At 69.1% G+C, this 16,549-nt stretch carries 16 protein-coding genes; 6 read left to right on the top strand and 10 right to left on the bottom strand.

Annotation, left to right across the window (positions count from 1 at the left end; all coding sequences use genetic code 11):
- Positions 1-100: 100 nt before the first annotated feature.
- Positions 101-3,079 carry a UPF0182 family protein gene (locus GPZ80_RS30410; protein ID WP_187224550.1) on the bottom strand — a complete coding sequence of 993 codons (2,979 nt, stop codon included), beginning with the start codon at positions 3,077-3,079 and terminating at the stop codon, positions 101-103.
- A gap of 176 nt (positions 3,080-3,255) precedes the next feature.
- On the opposite strand from GPZ80_RS30410, the gene GPZ80_RS30405 reads away from it, so the two are divergent.
- Complete coding sequence (locus GPZ80_RS30405) at positions 3,256-3,765, top strand: PPA1309 family protein (RefSeq protein ID WP_187224558.1); 510 nt, start codon at positions 3,256-3,258, stop codon at positions 3,763-3,765.
- Positions 3,766-4,208: 443 nt separating this feature from the next.
- Here GPZ80_RS30405 and GPZ80_RS30400 read toward each other — a convergent pair whose 3' ends face one another.
- On the bottom strand, positions 4,209-5,309 hold the full coding sequence (locus tag GPZ80_RS30400) for a YlbL family protein (RefSeq protein ID WP_312880661.1): 1,101 nt from the start codon (positions 5,307-5,309) through the stop codon (positions 4,209-4,211).
- A 154-nt stretch (positions 5,310-5,463) separates the two neighbouring features.
- On the opposite strand from GPZ80_RS30400, the gene GPZ80_RS30395 reads away from it, so the two are divergent.
- Entirely contained in the window at positions 5,464-6,780 is a 1,317-nt protein-coding gene (locus GPZ80_RS30395) for a zinc-dependent metalloprotease (protein WP_187224549.1), read from the top strand.
- Between the two features lie 153 nt (positions 6,781-6,933).
- On the opposite strand, the gene GPZ80_RS30390 is transcribed toward GPZ80_RS30395, so the two are convergent.
- Positions 6,934-7,494 carry a M48 metallopeptidase family protein gene (locus GPZ80_RS30390; RefSeq protein ID WP_187224548.1) on the bottom strand — a complete coding sequence of 187 codons (561 nt, stop codon included), beginning with the start codon at positions 7,492-7,494 and terminating at the stop codon, positions 6,934-6,936.
- Between the two features lie 71 nt (positions 7,495-7,565).
- On the opposite strand from GPZ80_RS30390, the gene GPZ80_RS30385 reads away from it, so the two are divergent.
- Entirely contained in the window at positions 7,566-8,585 is a 1,020-nt protein-coding gene (locus GPZ80_RS30385; RefSeq protein ID WP_187224556.1) for a ThiF family adenylyltransferase, read from the top strand.
- A 181-nt stretch (positions 8,586-8,766) separates the two neighbouring features.
- The gene (locus GPZ80_RS30380) at positions 8,767-9,177 is read left to right on the top strand and encodes a hypothetical protein (protein ID WP_187224547.1); all 411 of its coding nucleotides are present in this window, start codon (positions 8,767-8,769) and stop codon (positions 9,175-9,177) included.
- On the opposite strand, the gene GPZ80_RS30375 is transcribed toward GPZ80_RS30380, so the two are convergent.
- Entirely contained in the window at positions 9,101-11,521 is a 2,421-nt protein-coding gene (locus tag GPZ80_RS30375) for an AfsR/SARP family transcriptional regulator (RefSeq protein WP_187224546.1), read from the bottom strand. The two genes, GPZ80_RS30380 and GPZ80_RS30375, sit on opposite strands and share 77 nt — an antisense overlap.
- Before the next feature lie 354 nt (positions 11,522-11,875).
- On the opposite strand from GPZ80_RS30375, the gene GPZ80_RS30370 reads away from it, so the two are divergent.
- Positions 11,876-13,183: an ABC1 kinase family protein gene (locus tag GPZ80_RS30370; RefSeq protein ID WP_187224555.1), complete on the top strand. Its 1,308-nt coding sequence runs from the start codon at positions 11,876-11,878 to the stop codon at positions 13,181-13,183.
- Here the strand turns inward: GPZ80_RS30370 and GPZ80_RS30365 are convergent, their stop codons facing one another.
- From GPZ80_RS30365 to GPZ80_RS30355, 3 genes are all read right to left on the bottom strand, one after another.
- Complete coding sequence (locus GPZ80_RS30365; protein ID WP_187224545.1) at positions 13,184-13,366, bottom strand: hypothetical protein; 183 nt, start codon at positions 13,364-13,366, stop codon at positions 13,184-13,186.
- Positions 13,367-13,377: 11 nt separating this feature from the next.
- Positions 13,378-14,244, bottom strand: coding sequence for a class I SAM-dependent methyltransferase (locus GPZ80_RS30360; protein WP_312880660.1), 867 nt, complete (start codon positions 14,242-14,244; stop codon positions 13,378-13,380).
- 106 nt (positions 14,245-14,350) lie between these two features.
- Entirely contained in the window at positions 14,351-15,004 is a 654-nt protein-coding gene (locus GPZ80_RS30355) for a DUF742 domain-containing protein (protein ID WP_312880659.1), read from the bottom strand.
- A 250-nt stretch (positions 15,005-15,254) separates the two neighbouring features.
- On the opposite strand from GPZ80_RS30355, the gene GPZ80_RS34150 reads away from it, so the two are divergent.
- On the top strand, positions 15,255-15,497 hold the full coding sequence (locus GPZ80_RS34150) for a hypothetical protein (protein ID WP_376771792.1): 243 nt from the start codon (positions 15,255-15,257) through the stop codon (positions 15,495-15,497).
- Here GPZ80_RS34150 and GPZ80_RS30345 read toward each other — a convergent pair.
- The 3 genes from GPZ80_RS30345 to GPZ80_RS30335 all read right to left on the bottom strand — a co-directional run bounded on the left by GPZ80_RS30345 (position 15,481) and on the right by GPZ80_RS30335 (position 16,430).
- Positions 15,481-15,696 carry a hypothetical protein gene (locus tag GPZ80_RS30345; protein WP_187224544.1) on the bottom strand — a complete coding sequence of 72 codons (216 nt, stop codon included), beginning with the start codon at positions 15,694-15,696 and terminating at the stop codon, positions 15,481-15,483. The two genes, GPZ80_RS34150 and GPZ80_RS30345, sit on opposite strands and share 17 nt — an antisense overlap.
- The gene (locus tag GPZ80_RS30340; RefSeq protein ID WP_246477637.1) at positions 15,693-16,082 is read right to left on the bottom strand and encodes a WhiB family transcriptional regulator; all 390 of its coding nucleotides are present in this window, start codon (positions 16,080-16,082) and stop codon (positions 15,693-15,695) included. Before GPZ80_RS30340 ends, GPZ80_RS30345 begins: the two co-directional genes overlap by 4 nt.
- Positions 16,083-16,205: 123 nt before the next feature.
- Positions 16,206-16,430 carry a hypothetical protein gene (locus tag GPZ80_RS30335; protein ID WP_187224543.1) on the bottom strand — a complete coding sequence of 75 codons (225 nt, stop codon included), beginning with the start codon at positions 16,428-16,430 and terminating at the stop codon, positions 16,206-16,208.
- Positions 16,431-16,549: the final 119 nt, after the last annotated feature.

Below are 16,549 nucleotides of genomic sequence, written 5' to 3'. Positions count from 1 at the left end.
CCCAGCGAGCTACCGAGCTGCTCCACCCCGCGTCGGTAAGTGGAACTGTACGCGGGGGTTATGGAGAGGTGCAAATCAGGTGCCCTGTCGGTGATCGGGATCACCCGCCGCCGGTGGGCGGCGGGGTCGGCGACGGTGCGGCGCCAGGCGAGGACGGGGGCTGCGATCCCTGCCCCTGCTTGGCTTTCGCCTCGTCGTACTTCTTCGTGGCGGCGTCCAGCTCGGCCAGGGCCTTGCCCTGCTCGGCGAAGTTGCCCGACTTCTGGGCTTCACGCAGGTGCGTGATGGCCGCGTTGAGAGCCTGGACCGCCTGGTCCATCTCGGCCGAGCCACTGCCGCCACCGGTGGTGGGTGGCTGCGTCGTGCCCGGCTGCGTCGTCGGCGGCGGCTGGTTGGTCCCCGGGTTGGTGGCCGTGTCGCCGGTTCCGGCGCCGAACACCTCGTCGAGCGCCTCGTTGATGGTCGGGGCGAACCCGACCTTGTTGCCGAACGACACAAGCACACGGGCCAGCTGCGGGAACGAGTTGGCGTCAGTGCGCTGGATGTAGATCGGTTCCACGTAGAGCAACCCACCGGCGACGGGCAGTGTCAGCAGGTTGCCGAATCTGACCCGGACGCTCGGGTTGTTGAACAGCGTGCGGTTCTCGGTGACTTCCGGTGTGGTCTGGAACCGGTTCTGCACCTGCCCCGGACCCTCTACTTGGGACGCGCCGGTCGTCGGCAGGCGCAGGACGCGGATCCTGCCGTAGTCCTCAGGATCGGATGAGACCGACACCCAGGACGCCAGGAACTGCCGGTTCAACAGGGTCAGCGCACTGGTGATCTGGAAGGTGTTCTTCGTCTGGCCGGGCGCCTGCGCGAGGACGTAGTACGGCGGCTGCTTCGCGGCGGCGCCGTTGGCGTCCTCGGTCGGGTCCGTCGGGACGTTCCAGAAGGTCTTCTGCGAGAAGAACTCGACCGCGTCGGACACGTGGTACTTCGAGAGCAGCTCACGCTGAACCTTGAACAGGTCCTCCGGGTAGCGGAAGTGCTCGCTCAGTTCCTTGGAGATCTCGGACTTCGGCTTCACCGTGCCGGGGAAGACGTTCTGCCACGCCTTGAGCACCGGATCCTGCTCGTCGATCGCGTACAGCGACACCGTTCCGTCGTAGGCGTCCACAGTCGCCTTGACGGAGTTGCGGATGTAGCTGATCGTCCGGTTGTCCTGCCGGACGACGCCGCTCAGGGAGTCCGTGGTGGCCTCGCCGAGCTGGGTGCGCTGCGCGTACGGGTAGTTCTCGAGCGTGGTGTAGCCGTCGACGATCCAGGTGATCTTGCCGTTGACGACGGCGGGGTACGGGTCGCCGTCGAGGGTCAGCCACGGCGCGACCTTGCTGACGCGGTCACGCGGGTTGCGGTTGTACATGATCTTCGCGCCCTCGCCGATCTGCGACGAGAACAGGATGTTGCGCTCGGCGTGGTGCATCGTGAAGATCAGCTTGTTGAACAGGCTGTCGATCGGCACACCACCCTTGCCCTCGTAGGACACCGTGCTCGTGGGGGTGTCGTACTCCATCGGCGTGTCGCCGTTCTTGCCGCCGACGATCGCGTACGGGTCGGTGGCGAGCTCGCCGAAGTAGATGCGCGGCTGGTCGACCTTGATGGGTCCCTTGGTGGCCAGGTCGCTCACCTTGAAGATCGGGAAGCCACCCTGGTCACTGGAGTCCTCGATGGCCGAGTTGACCGTGTTCGCCGGCGCGGCGACGAAACCGTTGCCGTGGGTGAACACCATGTGCCGGTTGATCCAGCCGCCCTGGGTCTCGGTGAGGCCGGACGTCTTGATCTCGCGGGCGGCGACGATGTAGTCCTGCGTCTTGCCGTCGATGGTGTAGCGGTCGACGTCGAGCTTCTCCGGGAAGCCGTAGAAGTTCTCCCGGCCCTCGCGCTGGGTGAACGTCGGCGCGAGGATGTTCGGGTCGAGCAGGCGCACGTTGGAGATCGTGTTGATGCTGCTCTGCTCGCCGCGGATCTGGGTGGACGACGCCGTCGTGCTGCCTGCGTAGTCCTCCGTGACCACCTTGTCCGGCGTCAACCCGAACGCGGCTCGGGTGGCCTCGATGTTGCGCTGGATCGACATCGCCTCTTTGGCGTTCTCGTTCGGACGCACCGAGAACTGCTGCACGACCGCGGGCCACGCGGCGCCGACCAGGATGCTCGACAGCACGAGCAGCGCGGTCGCGATGGCGGGAAGCTGCAGGTTGCGCAGGAACGCGCCGGCGAAGAACGCCACCGCGCAGAACGCCGCGATGAACATCAGGATCAGCTTGGCGGGCAGCACCGCGTTGAGGTCGGTGTACGTCGCGCCGCTGAACAAGGCGTTGCGCGACGAGAACAGCAGCTCGTAGCGCTCGAAGAAGTAGTCCGCCGCGTAGATCAAGACGAACACGCCCGCGATGATCGACAGCTGCACGCGCGCGGGGGCGGCGAGCTGGCCACCCTTACCGGCGAGGCGGATGCCGCCGAAGATGTAGTGGATGACGAGTGAGCCGAAGAAGGCCAGCGCCACCGCCACGAACAGCCAGCTGATCAGCCAGGTGATGAACGGCAGGGTGAAGGCGTAGAAGCCCAGGTCCTTGCCGAACTGCGGGTCGGTGATGCCGAACTCGGTGCCGTTGAACATCAGCTGCACGAGCTGCCAGTCGTTCTGCGCCGCGGAGCCCGCGATGAGACCGATCAGGACCGGGACGCCGATGCCGAAGAGCCGGACGCGCTGCACGATGGTCGAGCGATAGCGCGCGAGCGGGTCGTCGGCGCTGGAGACCGGCACGAACACCGGCCGCGAGCGATAGGCGACCCACAGGCTCAGCGCCAACAGGCCGCCGACCAGGGCCCCCACGGCGAGGAACAAGGCGAGGCGGGTCCAGATCATGGTGGTGAACACCGACCGGAAGCCGACCTCGCCGAACCACAGCCAGTTCACATAGGTGCTGAGCAGCCGCGATCCGACCAGTAGGAAGAGCAGGAAAATCGAACCGATGACGAGCAATATCCGGCTGCGCCGGGACAGCTTCGGCAGGCCGATCGGGGGCCGAGTGGCCACTTGGCACGCTCCAGAGTCGCTTGCTGAGAACTTGTGGGCGGAAGTCGAGACCCGTCCTGATTGTTCAACTCTATTAGGGACGCCTCAGGTTCCCGTGAAGGTGTCCGAATTGTGTGGATGACCGAGCCCGCCGGTGCCGGATCGGGTGAACGGGATGCGACCATGTGTCGGTGAGCATGCCTATTGCCGGTGACCTGTCCGCCATCACCCGTGAGGTCGAGGACTTCGTGGCCTCCGGCGGCTGGGACCAGGCGCCTCAACTGTTCGCGCTGGTCCCGACCGCCCACCTGCTGCGCGAGCAGCCCGACCTGGTCGGCCAGATCGACCCGGACGCGGCGCTGACCCCGGTCGCCCAGGAGGCGCTGTCGGACGAGGACCTGGGCGTGGCGCTGGCCGCGATCATGTGGCCGGAGGCGGTCCACGGCTGTGCGCTCGCCCAGGAGATCGTGATGCTGCCGCCCGAGGCGGAGGCCGACCTCCCCGAAGACGCGGACTCCCTGGAACGCATCGCGGCGTCGCACCCCCAGGCCCGCGAGGCCCGCCTGGTCGCCGCCGCCCTGCGCGACGGCACCATCGCCTGCGTGCTCCGTCTGCGCAGCGCCGACGGGGAGACCGACGAGGTCATCGAGCACAAGGAGCTGGCCCCGAACCTGACGGCCGCCCTGCTCGACACCCTTCGCGACTAGATTCGACCGTCTCCACGGAGACCTGGTCGAACCACGGGACACGGCTGACCGCACCCCAAACCTTCATTCCGGGTGGCGGCCTCGCCGTCCGGGAATCCCGCCGTGGCGGTCTAGGTGTTCGAGGATTCCGCGGCTACGGCCCAGGGCGTCCCAGGTGGCGGTCTCACCTGCCCATCGATGCTGTGGTGCCGATCCCAGCTGCCCCCACACGACCCCGACCCTCTAACCAGCCGTGCGACCAGCGGAGCCAAATCTCGGCCGTCATCCCGACCGCCGCCCTACTGACGCACCTCGAGCGATCACGAAAATTCGCGCCGCACAGCCCCACCAAACAGCCCCCACCCGTCCCTGGGGGGGTCGTCCCTTGGCCAGTCTATCGGCGCCGAGGCGGCGCGAGCCGGTTTGCGGGTGGGCTGTGGATAAGTGGTCCGCGATGTGGACAACTAGCAGGTGGGGGCTTCCCTCTTGGCCTTGAGGGCGTCGAGGGCCTGTACGGCGCCTTCGAGGTTCTCGACCTTCACCAACCGCAGGCCGTCGGGGGCGTTCTCCTTGGCCTCGGCGCAGTTGTCGGCGGGGACGAGGAACGTCGTGGCGCCTGCCTCGTGGGCGGAGATCATCTTGAACGGGATGCCGCCGATGGCGTCGACCTTGCCCTGCGCGGTGATCTCCCCCGTGCCCGCGATCACGGCGCCGTCGCCGATGTCGCCGGGGGTGAGCCGGTCGACGATGGCCAGCGCGAACATCAGCCCCGCGGACGGGCCGCCGACGTCGGCCAGCGTGATCGAGGTCTTGAACGTGACGTCGGGGCGCTCGCCGGACTCCAGGCCCATGAACCCCTCGGGCCGGTCCGTGGCGCCGAAGTCGGTAGCCTTGCCCAGCGTGATCGTGCCGGACTTCTCCTGGCCCTCCCGCTGGAAGGTGACCGCAACGGCCTGCCCCGGCGCGGTCCCGGCCAGTGCGGCGCGGACATCCTCGGCGGCGGTGATCGGCTTGCCGTTGACCACCAGCAGCCGGTCGCCCGGGACCAGCACCTTGTCGGCGGGTGCGCCGGAGGTGATCGACTGGGCGATGACCTTCATCGGGTACTTGAGGTACCGCAGCGCCGCGATCTCGGCGTTGCTCTGCGAGTCCTGGAACAGCTTGCTGTTCTGCTCCTGCACTTCCTCCTCGGTCACACCGGGCTTGAAGTACTCCTCGCGCGGGGCGAGCGCGTAGCGGCCGCTGACCCACCGGGCGACCGCCTCGAACATGCTGACGTCGTCCTGCACGGACACCGTGGTCATCCGCAGCTGGCCGCTGGTCGGGAACGTCTCGGTGCCGTTGACGCTCACCACCTGCACCCCTTCGACGTCGCCGAGGGTGTCGTAGGTGGGGCCGGGACCGAGGGAGACATACGGCACGGGCACGAACAGCCCGAGCACCAGCAGGCCCATGACCAGCAGCGAACTGGTCAACACAGTCCAGCCCCGCCGGGTCAGGTTCCAGCCCTCGGTGGGACCGATCGGCGGCGTGTGCGCTGCGGGGGCGTCCGGTGGCGTGCTCACGGATCGACAGAGTACGTGCGTTCGCCCTGGGCGGATCACCTGACATCGCGAGAACGGCTCAGCCGCGTACCGTGGACGCCATGAACGAGCTTGCGAGCGAATCAATGTCACAGTGCCTTCGCGAGTGGAGCCACCAAACTTGTGAGGTGGCCGCGTGAGCGAGTTCCCGTTCGGCTTCGGAATGCCGGACCCCAATGACCCGGACAAGAAGAAGGACCCGAACGCCCAGGGCGGTCCGGAGAACCCGTTCGACCAGCTGGGCCAGATGCTCAGCCAGCTCGGTCAGATGCTGAGTCAGACCGGCTCGTCCGCCGGGCCGGTCAACTACGACCTCGCCAAGCAGATCGCCGTGCAGAAGCTGGCCGGGCAGGTGGGCTTCGCCCCGTCGACCTCCGGCACCGCCGTCGACGACGCCGTGCACCTCGCGGAGATGTGGCTCGACCCGGTGACCACGCTGCCTGCGGGCGCGACGGTCACCAGGGCGTGGACCCCGCGCGACTGGGTGGAGCACACCCTGCCGACGTGGCAACGCCTGTGCGACCCGGTGGCCCGCCGCATGTCCGGCGCCTGGGTCGACGCCCTGCCGGACGAGGCGCGGCAGCAGGCCGGTCCGCTGCTGGCGATGGTGGGCCAGATGGGCGGCATGGCGTTCGGCTCGCAGCTGGGCAACGCCCTGGCGCAGCTGGCGTCCGAGGTGCTGACCTCCACCGACATCGGCCTGCCCCTGGGCCCGGCGAACACGGCCGCGCTGGTGCCTGCGAACATCGAGGAGTTCACCAAGGGCCTGGAGCGGCCCTCAAGTGAGGTCATGGTGTTCCTGGCCGCGCGTGAGGCCGCCCACCAGCGGCTGTTCGCGCACGTCCCGTGGCTGCGCCAGCGCCTGCTCGCGACGGTCGAGGAGTTCGCCAACGGCATCAAGGTCGACACGACCGCGCTGCAGGAGCTGGCGAGCCAGGTCGACCCGGCGAACCCGGAGACGATCGAGAAGGCCATGCAGTCCGGCATGCTCGAACCGCAGGCCACCCCGGAGCAGAAGGCCGCTCTCGCCCGCCTGGAAACCCTCTTGGCGTTGGTCGAGGGCTGGGTCGACATCGTCGTCGGCGAAGCCGTCACCGACCGCCTCCCCGGCGCCGATGCCCTCCGCGAAACCCTCCGCCGCCGCCGCGCCTCGGGCGGCCCGGCGGAACAGACCTTCGCCACCCTCGTCGGCCTGGAACTGCGCCCCCGCAAACTCCGCGCGGCCGCCGCCCTCTGGCGCCTGGTCACAGACCAGCACGGCATCGAAACCCGCGACGGCCTCTGGGGCCACCCGGACCTCATGCCCACGGCGGACGACCTCGACGACCCCATGGACTTCGCCGAACGCCTGGGTACGAAGTCCGACGTCGACGACATGATCGCCAAACTGGAACAGACACCGGACGCCACCGACAAGGGCGACAACAGCGACAAGGACGACGACAAGTCCTGACTCGCCCAGTGTGGATGGCAGGCCGGCACACACGCCCCGACCTGCCATCCACCACTCCTTCAGGCGGTACGAGCGCCGAGGGCCAAGCAACGAGGGCACCCACGATGCCCTTAATCCCCGCACTTCACCCTGGAGCGTCCCCGACCAGCGGATTCAGTCGGCCCCCGCGATCCCCCACCCCGCAGCGGCCGACAACCCCTCCAAATACCCAATCGCCCGATCCGTCTTCGGATAAGCCCGAACCAGCTCCCAGAACTCCGGCCCGTGATCGGCTTCCAGCAGGTGCGCCAGCTCATGCACCAGCACGTAGTCCAACACCCACGCCGGCACTTCGCGTAGCCGTTCGCTGACCCGGATCGTGCGGTCGACCGGTGTGCACGACGCCCAGCGGGTGCGCATGGGTGGGACCCACCGCACCCCCGAGGGGTGGCACCGGCCGTCGAAGTAGCGGTCGGAGAGTTCGCCGCACCGCGCGAGGAGGGCGGCGTCGGATGTTCGCGCGGGCGAGCGCCTGCGCGTTTCGGTGCGCAGGAGCCTGCGCTGCATCTCCGCCACCCAGTGGGCCTCCTCTTTCTTGGAGAGCCGGGCGGGGATCTGCACTATCAGCGTGTCACCTTCGCGGTATGCGGTGACGGTGCGGGTTCTGCGCTTGCTGCGACGCACCTCGACACTGGGTTCGGCCACAGACACCACCGTAAACGGCGGCACCGACATCGCGGGAGTGTGAGCTTTCGCCTGTGGATAAACGGATCCACCATTCGGCGGAATCGGGCACGCTGGCCACCATGATCCACCTCAGCTACCCCGACCGCCCTCGGCTCCGCCCCGGCCTCGCTGTCCTGCGCAGACGCGCCGACGAGATCCAGATCGGCCTTGATCCACGCCGCGCCATGATCGTCGCGGGCTTGCCCACCAGAATCGCCGACGCTGCGGCGAACCTCACCGGAGCCCGCACGACAGCGGAGTTGCTCGACCGCGTCGGCCCACGACACCGTGATCAACTGCGCGATCTGATCACCGGGCTGGCCGACCGCGGTCTCGTCGAGGACGCCGCAGGCCCGAGTGTCCCGCTCCCCCGCAGGCTCGCCGGAGACCTGACCGCGGCCACGGTCCACCGCGCGGTCAGCCACCCGAGTGCCCGCGCGGAGGCCACGGTGTCGGTGCACGGCGACGGCAGGCTCGCCGTGGCGACGGCGTGCATGCTTGCCGCCGCGGGCATCGGCGCGGTCCGGGTCGAGGCGCGCGGCCAAGTCCAACCCGAGGATGTCGGCGCGGGATTCACCCCCGAGGACGTCGGCCGCGAGCGCGCGGCGGCGGCCCGCGACGCGATCGAGCGGGTCGACCCGAGAGTGCGCGACACCCGCGCCCAGCCCGACCTCGCGTTGCTGACCGACGCCCTGGTCCCCGACCCGGCGGTCGTGGCGCAGCTGGTCGAACAGGGTGTCCCCCACCTCCCGATCCGCGTCCGCGACGGCATCGGCATCGTGGGCCCGCTGGTCGTCCCCGCGGTCACAGCCTGCCTGACCTGCGCAGATCTCCACCGAACGGACCGCGACCCATGCTGGCCGATGGTCGCGTCGCAGCTCGCGGGCCGACCACAGCTCGCCGACCTCGCCGCCGTGCACACCACCGCGGGCCTGGCGGCGGCCCAAGTCCTCGCCGCGCTGCGGTGGTTGGCCGCTCCCGGTCCAGTCCCGCCCACCGTGTGGACCCGAAGCCTCGAACTCGACCCGGTCGACGCCACGATCGTCCACCGCCCGTGGCCCCCGCACCCGCGGTGCGCCTGCGGAGGGGCGACGAAGTGACACGGTGAGGGAAACCACGCGGAGTCGCACGGTCGCTTCCCCCGTCGCTTGAGCGCCGTGACGCGGCACGCTTTCCCGGGCGTCAGCGCCACGACAGCGCCACGACAGCGGACCAGAGTTCGCTTCGGTCGACAACGGTCGCCCAGCGCGGGTGACGACCCTGACTTCAGAAAGTGGAACAGTGCGTATTCGTTCACTCTTCGGCGGCTTGATCGCCATGCTCACGATGACGGCAGGCATGGTGTTCGTCGCGCCTGCGGCCTCCGCGGCCAGCCTTGACTGCCTCCCGGACTGGGGCTCGGGCGACTTGACTGTTGGTTGCTCCTACAACGGCACCTACCGCGGAGCAGGCAGCTTCTTTCAGCAGGAGCCCGAGTTCATCAGCGCCTGCGACGGTAAGGCGGACGGCCGGAAGTTGACCACTCACCTGGAGTACTGGAAGAGCGGCTCACGTATCCACCGAACCGTCACCGACAGCTACGGGGGCGAGTGCGCGATCAAGTTCGACGGCATCGTCAACGGCACGAAGGTCTGGCTCTGGTTGTGCGTCGAAGGAATCGGCTGCGGCCAGAAGTACGCCTCCTACGCCTGAGCGCCAACAGGTCGCCGTTGCGGCGAGCAGCAGCGATCGCTGCCCGCGCGTGGGTCATCGCCGCGTCGAACTCACTCAGGTGCTGATGGAGAACCGCCAGACTGTTGAGCGCCGTACATTCGCCACCGCGGTCGCCAACGACCCTCGCCAGGTCGAGCGCGCGAGTGCCGAGGTCAACGCCTTCCCTGAACTTGCCTGTGCGCCAGGACAGCTCCGCGAGGCAGGTCAGTGCCTGGACCTGGCCGGTGTCGTCGCAGCGCTCACGAGCCACGTCGAGCGCGCGGCTGTAGAGGACAGCGGCCTCGTCGTTGCGGCTGGCCAGACTCAGGTGGCGCCACACGATCGCGGTCATCCGCGCCGTGTGGTCCGGCCTGTCGCTGTCCGCCGCGCTGAGTGCCACCGTGAGCAGGTTCGGCCGTTCGGCTTCGAGCCAGGCCGAGGCGGCGCAGTGATCGGGAAACGTCAGCGCTGACTCAGCGGGCTGTGTCACAGTGGGCCTGCGGTGACGTTCCTCCGGCATGAGCACATCCATGGCCATCGCCGCCGCCGTTTCGTGGTAGGCGATGAGCCTGCCAAGCGCCGAGCGCTGTTCTTCGCCATCGACTGCCAGCTGTCGTGCGTATGCCCGAATCAGGTCGTGCATCCGGTAGCGGCCTTGACCGCTTTCCCTGACCAGGTGAACATCGACAAGACGCTGCAGGTGGTCGTCGGCCGACCTCGGCGCGATGCCTGCCAGGGCTGCCGCGGCGTGGGCGTCGAACTCCGTGCCCGGGTGCACGCTCAGCAGCCGAAACGTCCGTCGAGTGTCATCGTCGAGATGCAGGTTGGACAGTTCCAGCACGGCCGTGAGGTCCCGGTTGTCGGAGCGCAGTTCGGACAACCGGTGGCTGTGGTCGACCAGGCGTTCAGCCAGGTGAGCGACCGTCCAGCCAGGACGATGACGGAGTCGGGCGGCGGCGAGTCGAATCGCCAGGGGAAGATATCCGCACAACCGGATCACCTTCCTGACCGCCGCCTGCTCGACCGCGGGTCGGCCGTCGCCGACGACACGGGTGAACAGGGCAACAGCGTCGTCGTCCGGCAGCACATCGAGGGACAGGACCTGCGAGCAGTCGAGTTCGAGCATCCGCCGCCTGCTGGTCACCAGCACCAGACACCCCGACGCTCCCGGAAGCAGCGGCCGAACCTGATCGCTGTCCAGGGCGTTGTCCAGCACCAGCAGCATCTTTCGGCCCGCTGTCGTGGACCGCCAAAGGCCAACCCGCTCATCGAGCCCGTCCGGCAGTTGATCGCCCGGTACACCAGCGGCCCGCAGCAACCGGCCCAGGGCAGCGACCGGGCTCAGCGGCGTCTGCCCGGGCGTGTGGGCATCGAGATCCACCCAGAGCTGCCCGTCCGGATAGCTGCCCGCCAGCTCGCGCGCCGCGCGGATGGCCAAGGTCGTCTTCCCCACGCCCGCCATGCCGTCGATCGCGGAGATCACCACCGTCGAGGCCGCGTCGACCGTCGCGGCGTCCAGCACTTGGCGCAGTTCGTCAGCACGTCCGGTGAAATGGCTAACGTCACCAGGCAGTTCCTGCCGCGGCGGATTGGTTCGCCTTGGCCGCGAGGCCTGCTGGTCGGTGGCGAGCAGCTCGGCGTGCAGTGCCCGCATTCCCGCCCCCGGCTCGACACCCAGCTCGTCGGCGAGCGACTGCCTGCACTCGGCATACGCGAGGAGCGCCTCGGCGCCGCGGCCGGAACTGGCCAGCACTCGAATCAGGCGTTCCCACAACGGCTCCCGCAGCGGGTGTCGAGACAAGAGATCCCGCAGCTCGCGGACTGCGTCGCCGATGACACCCTCAGCCAACTCGATGTCAATCCGCCGCTCCACGGCGCCGAGATACCGCTCTGTCAACTGGTGAAGGTGACTCTCACGCAGCGCGGCCGAACTGACACCGTCGAGGGGATCCCCGCGCCACAGGTCGATGGCCGTGGTCAGCAGCGCCACCTTGGACGCCGCGTCCCGCGCCGCGGCGGACCGGTCGAGCAGGCCCAGGAAACGGGACACGTCGACTCGGTCGGGCTCGACGTCGAGGCGGTACCCGTTCCCGGTAGTGGTGATCACCTCCGCGCCCAGTACCTGCCGCAGACGCATCACATGCGTCTGCAGGCTGCCCCGCACCCGCGCGGGCGTCTGGACTCCCCACACGGCCTCGGTCAACGCGTCCACCGACACCGGCCGACCGGGGGCCAACGCGAGCGCGCACAACAGCGACCGCCGCCGTTCGCTGGGCAGCGCGACCACCTGCCCCCCGATCCGGACCTCGACCGGCCCCAACAGACGAATCTCCACGTCAGCCATGCGTTTCCCGTTCAGTTCATCGACGTGCGAAGTATGTCGACGCACACCACCGCGACGCGGCAAAACGCGCAGAACGGACGGAGGGGCCACCTCTCCCGGGGAAACTTGTGCGATGGCGAAAGGGGGTGGCGTGGTGAACCTGGCCCGGACTGACAAGGTCCGAGCGCCACTCCGCGCGGAGTCAGTACGGATCAACACGACAACCGAACCGCGGGCCTGGCCGCCACTCAGATTCTGGGTGGCTCCGCGCCCTGCGGCACGGCGGCGCGGTCAGGTGGGGCGACGCGGAGTTGCCCATACCGCAATCAGCTGCGCCGCGGCCCCATAACAAGGGACAATCGGGGCGTGACCGAGATGCCACGCAAGACTGCCGCGCGCACCGCACGGCTGGCCAGCATTCCCCTCGGGGTGGCCGGGCGAGCTGTCGGCGGCTGGGGGAAGCGGCTCGCCGGGCAGAGTGCCGACGAGGTCAGCGCCGAGTTGTCCGCGCGCACAGCTGAGCAGCTCTTCGCCGTCTTGGGGCAGCTCAAAGGTGGCGCGATGAAGTTCGGCCAGGCGCTGTCGGTGTTCGAGGCGGCGGTGCCCGACGAGATGGCGGAGCCGTACCGCGAGGCCCTCACCAAGCTGCAGTCGGCGGCGCCCCCGATGACGAAGGCGGCGACGCACCGCGTCCTCGCCCAGCAGTTGGGTCGCGGGTGGGCCGACAGGTTCGCCGACTTCAACGACGAGCCCGCGGCCGCGGCCAGCATCGGGCAGGTGCACAAGGCGACCTGGCATGACGGCCGGGTTGTCGCGGTCAAGGTCCAGTACCCGGGCGCCGATGAGGCGCTGCTCTCCGATCTGCGGCAGCTGCAGCGGTTCAGCAGGCTGTTCCAGCCGTTCGTGCCGGGTCTGGAGGTCAAGCCGCTGCTGCGCGAGCTGTCCGACCGGATGGCCGAGGAGCTCGACTACCGCGCCGAGGCCGACAACCAGCGCGTGTTCGCCAAGGCGTTCGACGGCGACAGCAGGGTGTTGGTCCCGAAGGTCGTGGCGAGCGCCCCCAAGGTCACGGTCACCGAGTGGGTCGACGGCAAGCCGCTGTCCAAGATCATCCGCAACGGCGAGAAGGCCGAACGCGACCACGCCGGGCAGCTGCTCTGCGAGTTCCACTTCTCCTCACCGGCGCGGGCCGGGCTGCTCCACTCCGACCCGCATCCCGGCAACTTCATGATCACCCCGGACGGCAGGCTCTGCGTCATCGATTTCGGCGCCGTCGCCCGGCTGCCCGACGGCCTGCCCAGGCCGCTGGGGATGATGACCCGGCTCTCCCTTGAGGGGAACTCCGACCGGCTCCTGCAGCTGATGCGCGACGAGGGGTTCGTCCGGCCCGGAATGAAGATCGAAGCCGAGGACGTTCTCGCCTACCTTGCCCCGTTCGCCGAGCCCGCCGCGGTCGAGAAGTTCCACTTCACGCGACGCTGGATGCAGCGCCAGGCCGAGCGGGTCGGCGACCTGCGCGGCCAGGACTTCAAAACCGGGCGCTCGCTCAACCTGCCGCCGCAGTACCTGCTGGTCCAGCGCGTCACCGCGGGCGCGACGGGCATCCTGTGCCAGCTCGACGCCGAGGTCGGCATGCGCGAGATCATCTCCCGCTGGCAGCCCGGCTTCGCCGACCCGAACTGATCACCAGTACTCGGCGGGCAGCTTGCCCTCGATGTCGCGCACGTGGGTGCGCGCGCACGCCGGGCACAGCCAGCGCGTGCCACGGTCGTCGGTCTCCGACGACCAGGCCAGCGCCTCGACGGGCGACGCGTCGGCGCGCGACTTCCCGCAGAGCGAGCACGTCGCGGCGGATTCGGCGGTCATGACACCTGACGCTACGCCAGCCTGCCGTGGTGAATGGTGTTCGCGCTGAGCACGAAGACGTCGTCGCGCCCGCCCACCCAGTCGGGGTCGTTCGGGTCCATCAGCCGGGCAAGGGCGTCAAGATCGGACTCCGAGAGGCGGTCCTCGCCGACCCTGGCCATCCAGGCCAGCCAGTCGGCGACCGACTCGCGCACCGCGGGCGAGGCCGGGGCGGGCAGGTCCACCAGGTAGCTGAACGCGCTCACGTCGGTGAGGCCCGCCTCGGCCAGCGCGCGGTTCCAGCCGAACGGCATCCGGACGACGCCCTCGATCCCCGCGCGCATCTCCGCGAACCACGACGTCTGCGCGGCGGCGATACGGTCCTGCAGCCCGGGCTCACCCACGCCGACGTCCCAGGGAAGGCACCGGGTGCTGAGTCCGCCCTCGGCGAGCGCGAGACTGCCGCCCGGGTTCAGCAGCCGGACCAACCCCGCGACACCCTGGCGCTCGTCGGGCAGGTGGTGCACGACCCGCGAGGCCCACACCAGGTCACCCGCGGGGACCTGGTCGGCGAGGGTCGGGTCGGCGGCGTCGGCGAGCACGGCGACGAGTTCGACCTTGTCCCCCGCGACCGCCGCGACGGCGTCACTCGCCGCTGCCTGCAGCTCGGGGACGGCGTCGACCAGCACGACCCGGCCGCCACCGCGGACCGCGAGTGCCGCCGCGAACGCCGCGCTCATGCCACCGGAGCCGGATCCGACGTCGATGACGGTCGCGCCATCCGGAAGGTCATCGACCAAGCGGTCAGCGAGCCAGGAATTGACCTCGGCTTCGATCTCGTCGGTCCGCCGCATCGCGACAAGCCTGCTGGTCCAGTCGATTCCATCGTGCGTGTGCACTAGTCCGCCTCCCCGAAATTCAAAGGGTTGATCACCCGCCGTGTGATCGTACGGATAGCGGGCAACCGTGGTCGGCTATCGTCACGGTCCCCTTGGGGCACCACGGTCAGAGGTTGTGCAGACCTGCCAGAACGCGGCCGAGGATCTCCAGGTCCGGCACGGTCCCGGCGACCCGTTCAACGACAAGAACGCCCTGGTCGGCGAGGTCCCCGATCAGTACCCGGGCCACCCCTAGCGGCACCGACAGCAGCGCGGCGACCTCGGCGACCGACCGCGGGGTGGTGCACAGGTCGGTGATCGTCCGCGACTCCCAGGTCGGCGCCGGGCCCGCGGTCTGCACGATCGCCTCGATCGCCAGCTGGGTGCCTGCACGGGTGCGACCGCCGGTCCACGCGTAGGGCCGGACCAGCGAGTGCGACTCAGGCCGGTGCACCCAATCGAGGAACTCCTCGGCGATCGGCTCGGGCTCGGGTTCGCCAAGGGGCTCGACAAGGGGTTCGGGATCGGCATCGAAGCCGGTCAGGTCGGGCGGCGGCTCCGGGGCCGGGCGCTTGGACTTCGCCCGCCCACCGCCGAACCGCGCGCCGGTCAGACCGACCGGCGATTCCGGGTCCGGCTCGACGAACAGCGGGTCGACCGGCTCCGACTCCTCCCGCCACGCGCCGACGGGGCCGAACCGTGCGCCGGTGCGGCCGACTTCCGCCCGGCGTCTGCGCTTGCCGCGTCCATCGAAGGTGCTCTGGGCCACCGTCTGCCTCACCGGCCGGTTGCGATCCAAGGGGCCCCAACGCTAACCGGCGGGACCCACTGTTGGATTTCCACAAAGTTTCCCTTGTGTTTCGCCGCAGGTGATCTGCTTGGCCGAAACCCCAACCCAGGAACGTGGCCGAGGACGCCGTTCGGGAAAACCTGGCTGCGCGCCCCGATCTGGCCGACTCGGTCGACCTGGCATTGCTCGTCGTGCTCGACACGCTGGTGTCCGCCGAGCGGCTCGGTTCGTCCTGCACGACATGTTCAACGTGCCGTTCGACGAGATCGGTCCGATGATCGACCGTCCCCGTCGCGGCGTGGACACCGTGGCCAAGAGCGCGCTGGCCGCGACCGGTCGCACCCAGTTCACCGGGACGGCGCTGATCGGACGGCACGGTCGTCGGGCTCGCGATGGTCGCGGTCCTCGAAGCCTGAAACGGCGGATGCCCGCCACCGCGGGCGCGGTGGCGGGCATCCAGGTAGGGCCTAGAGCGAGGACGTGACGCGGTGGGCGCGCTTGGCCGCCCAGTTCGAGACTCGTTCCCAGCGCTTGGCGGTGTGCATCCGGCGGGCCAGGCGGTGCGTGTACGCAACCTGTTCCGCCTCTCGCGTTCGAGATCGAGCGAGATTTTCATAGATCAACATTTGCGTGGGTCCTTCGGGCTTGAACGTGTACATGGGGTCTTTGAGCTGGGCGTTCATGCGGCAACCTCATCCTGGGTGTGGGCCGCGCGCTCGGCGGCATCTCGTGCGACGTCTTCCTTGCGCGGGCGACCACGGGGCCGCTTGCGCGCGATCACGACGCCGCGCTCGAAGATCTCCCCACCCCAGACGCCCCACGGCTCGTGCCGCGCGAGCGCCGAGGCCAGGCAGGCCGCGCGCACCGGGCAGTCGCCGCAGAGCAGCTTGGCGCGCTCGAGCTCGTTGGGGGTGTCGCCGAACCACAGGTCGGGGTTGTCGGCGGACCGGCAAGGAAGGTCCAGTCCGGCCGACGGAGCCGCGTCCAGCAGCTCGCTGACACCGGAACCGGGAGGTCCGAGAAGGTCGGTGAATGCTCCGCCGGTGAGCGGAACAGTGGCGGTACTCATGGCTTGAAATCTCCTGATTTCAGTCTGGTGGCCTGGTGAAGCCGATGTAGGGCAAAGAAAAAGGCCGCGGATTCCGGTATCGGAGTCCGCGGCCTCGGGAGCCTGGGGTTACTTGACGCCTGGTCAAGTCACCCCACCCGAGGTGGCGGACGGATTGGTCGGAACGTCGACATCGAGAGTGCGGGCGTGCTTGCTGCCGGCGATGGCCGCCTTGGCGGTAGCGGTGCACACGGCGAGGCGCTCACGCTGGACGTGAATCGCTTCGCGCGCCGGCCCCCAGGACGGCGACACAGAACTCCCCGGGAACGGCAGGTAGCCGGGGTTCGCGTTCGTCATGAAGATCTTCACGATGGCCACCTCCTCCGTCTGTCCCAGGTCCGAATCTTCGGGCCACTTCGTGGCCCGCTATTGCAGGTTATTCAGGTTGCGGGAGGCCCCGCAACCGATTTTCCAGAACTTCGCGTGAC

Source organism: Actinokineospora xionganensis (assembly GCF_014323725.1).
GTDB classification, from domain to species: Bacteria; Actinomycetota; Actinomycetes; order Mycobacteriales; family Pseudonocardiaceae; genus Actinokineospora; species Actinokineospora xionganensis.
The sequence above is the reverse complement of the archived record's forward strand: the minus strand, read 5'-3'. Positions and strand labels throughout refer to the sequence as shown.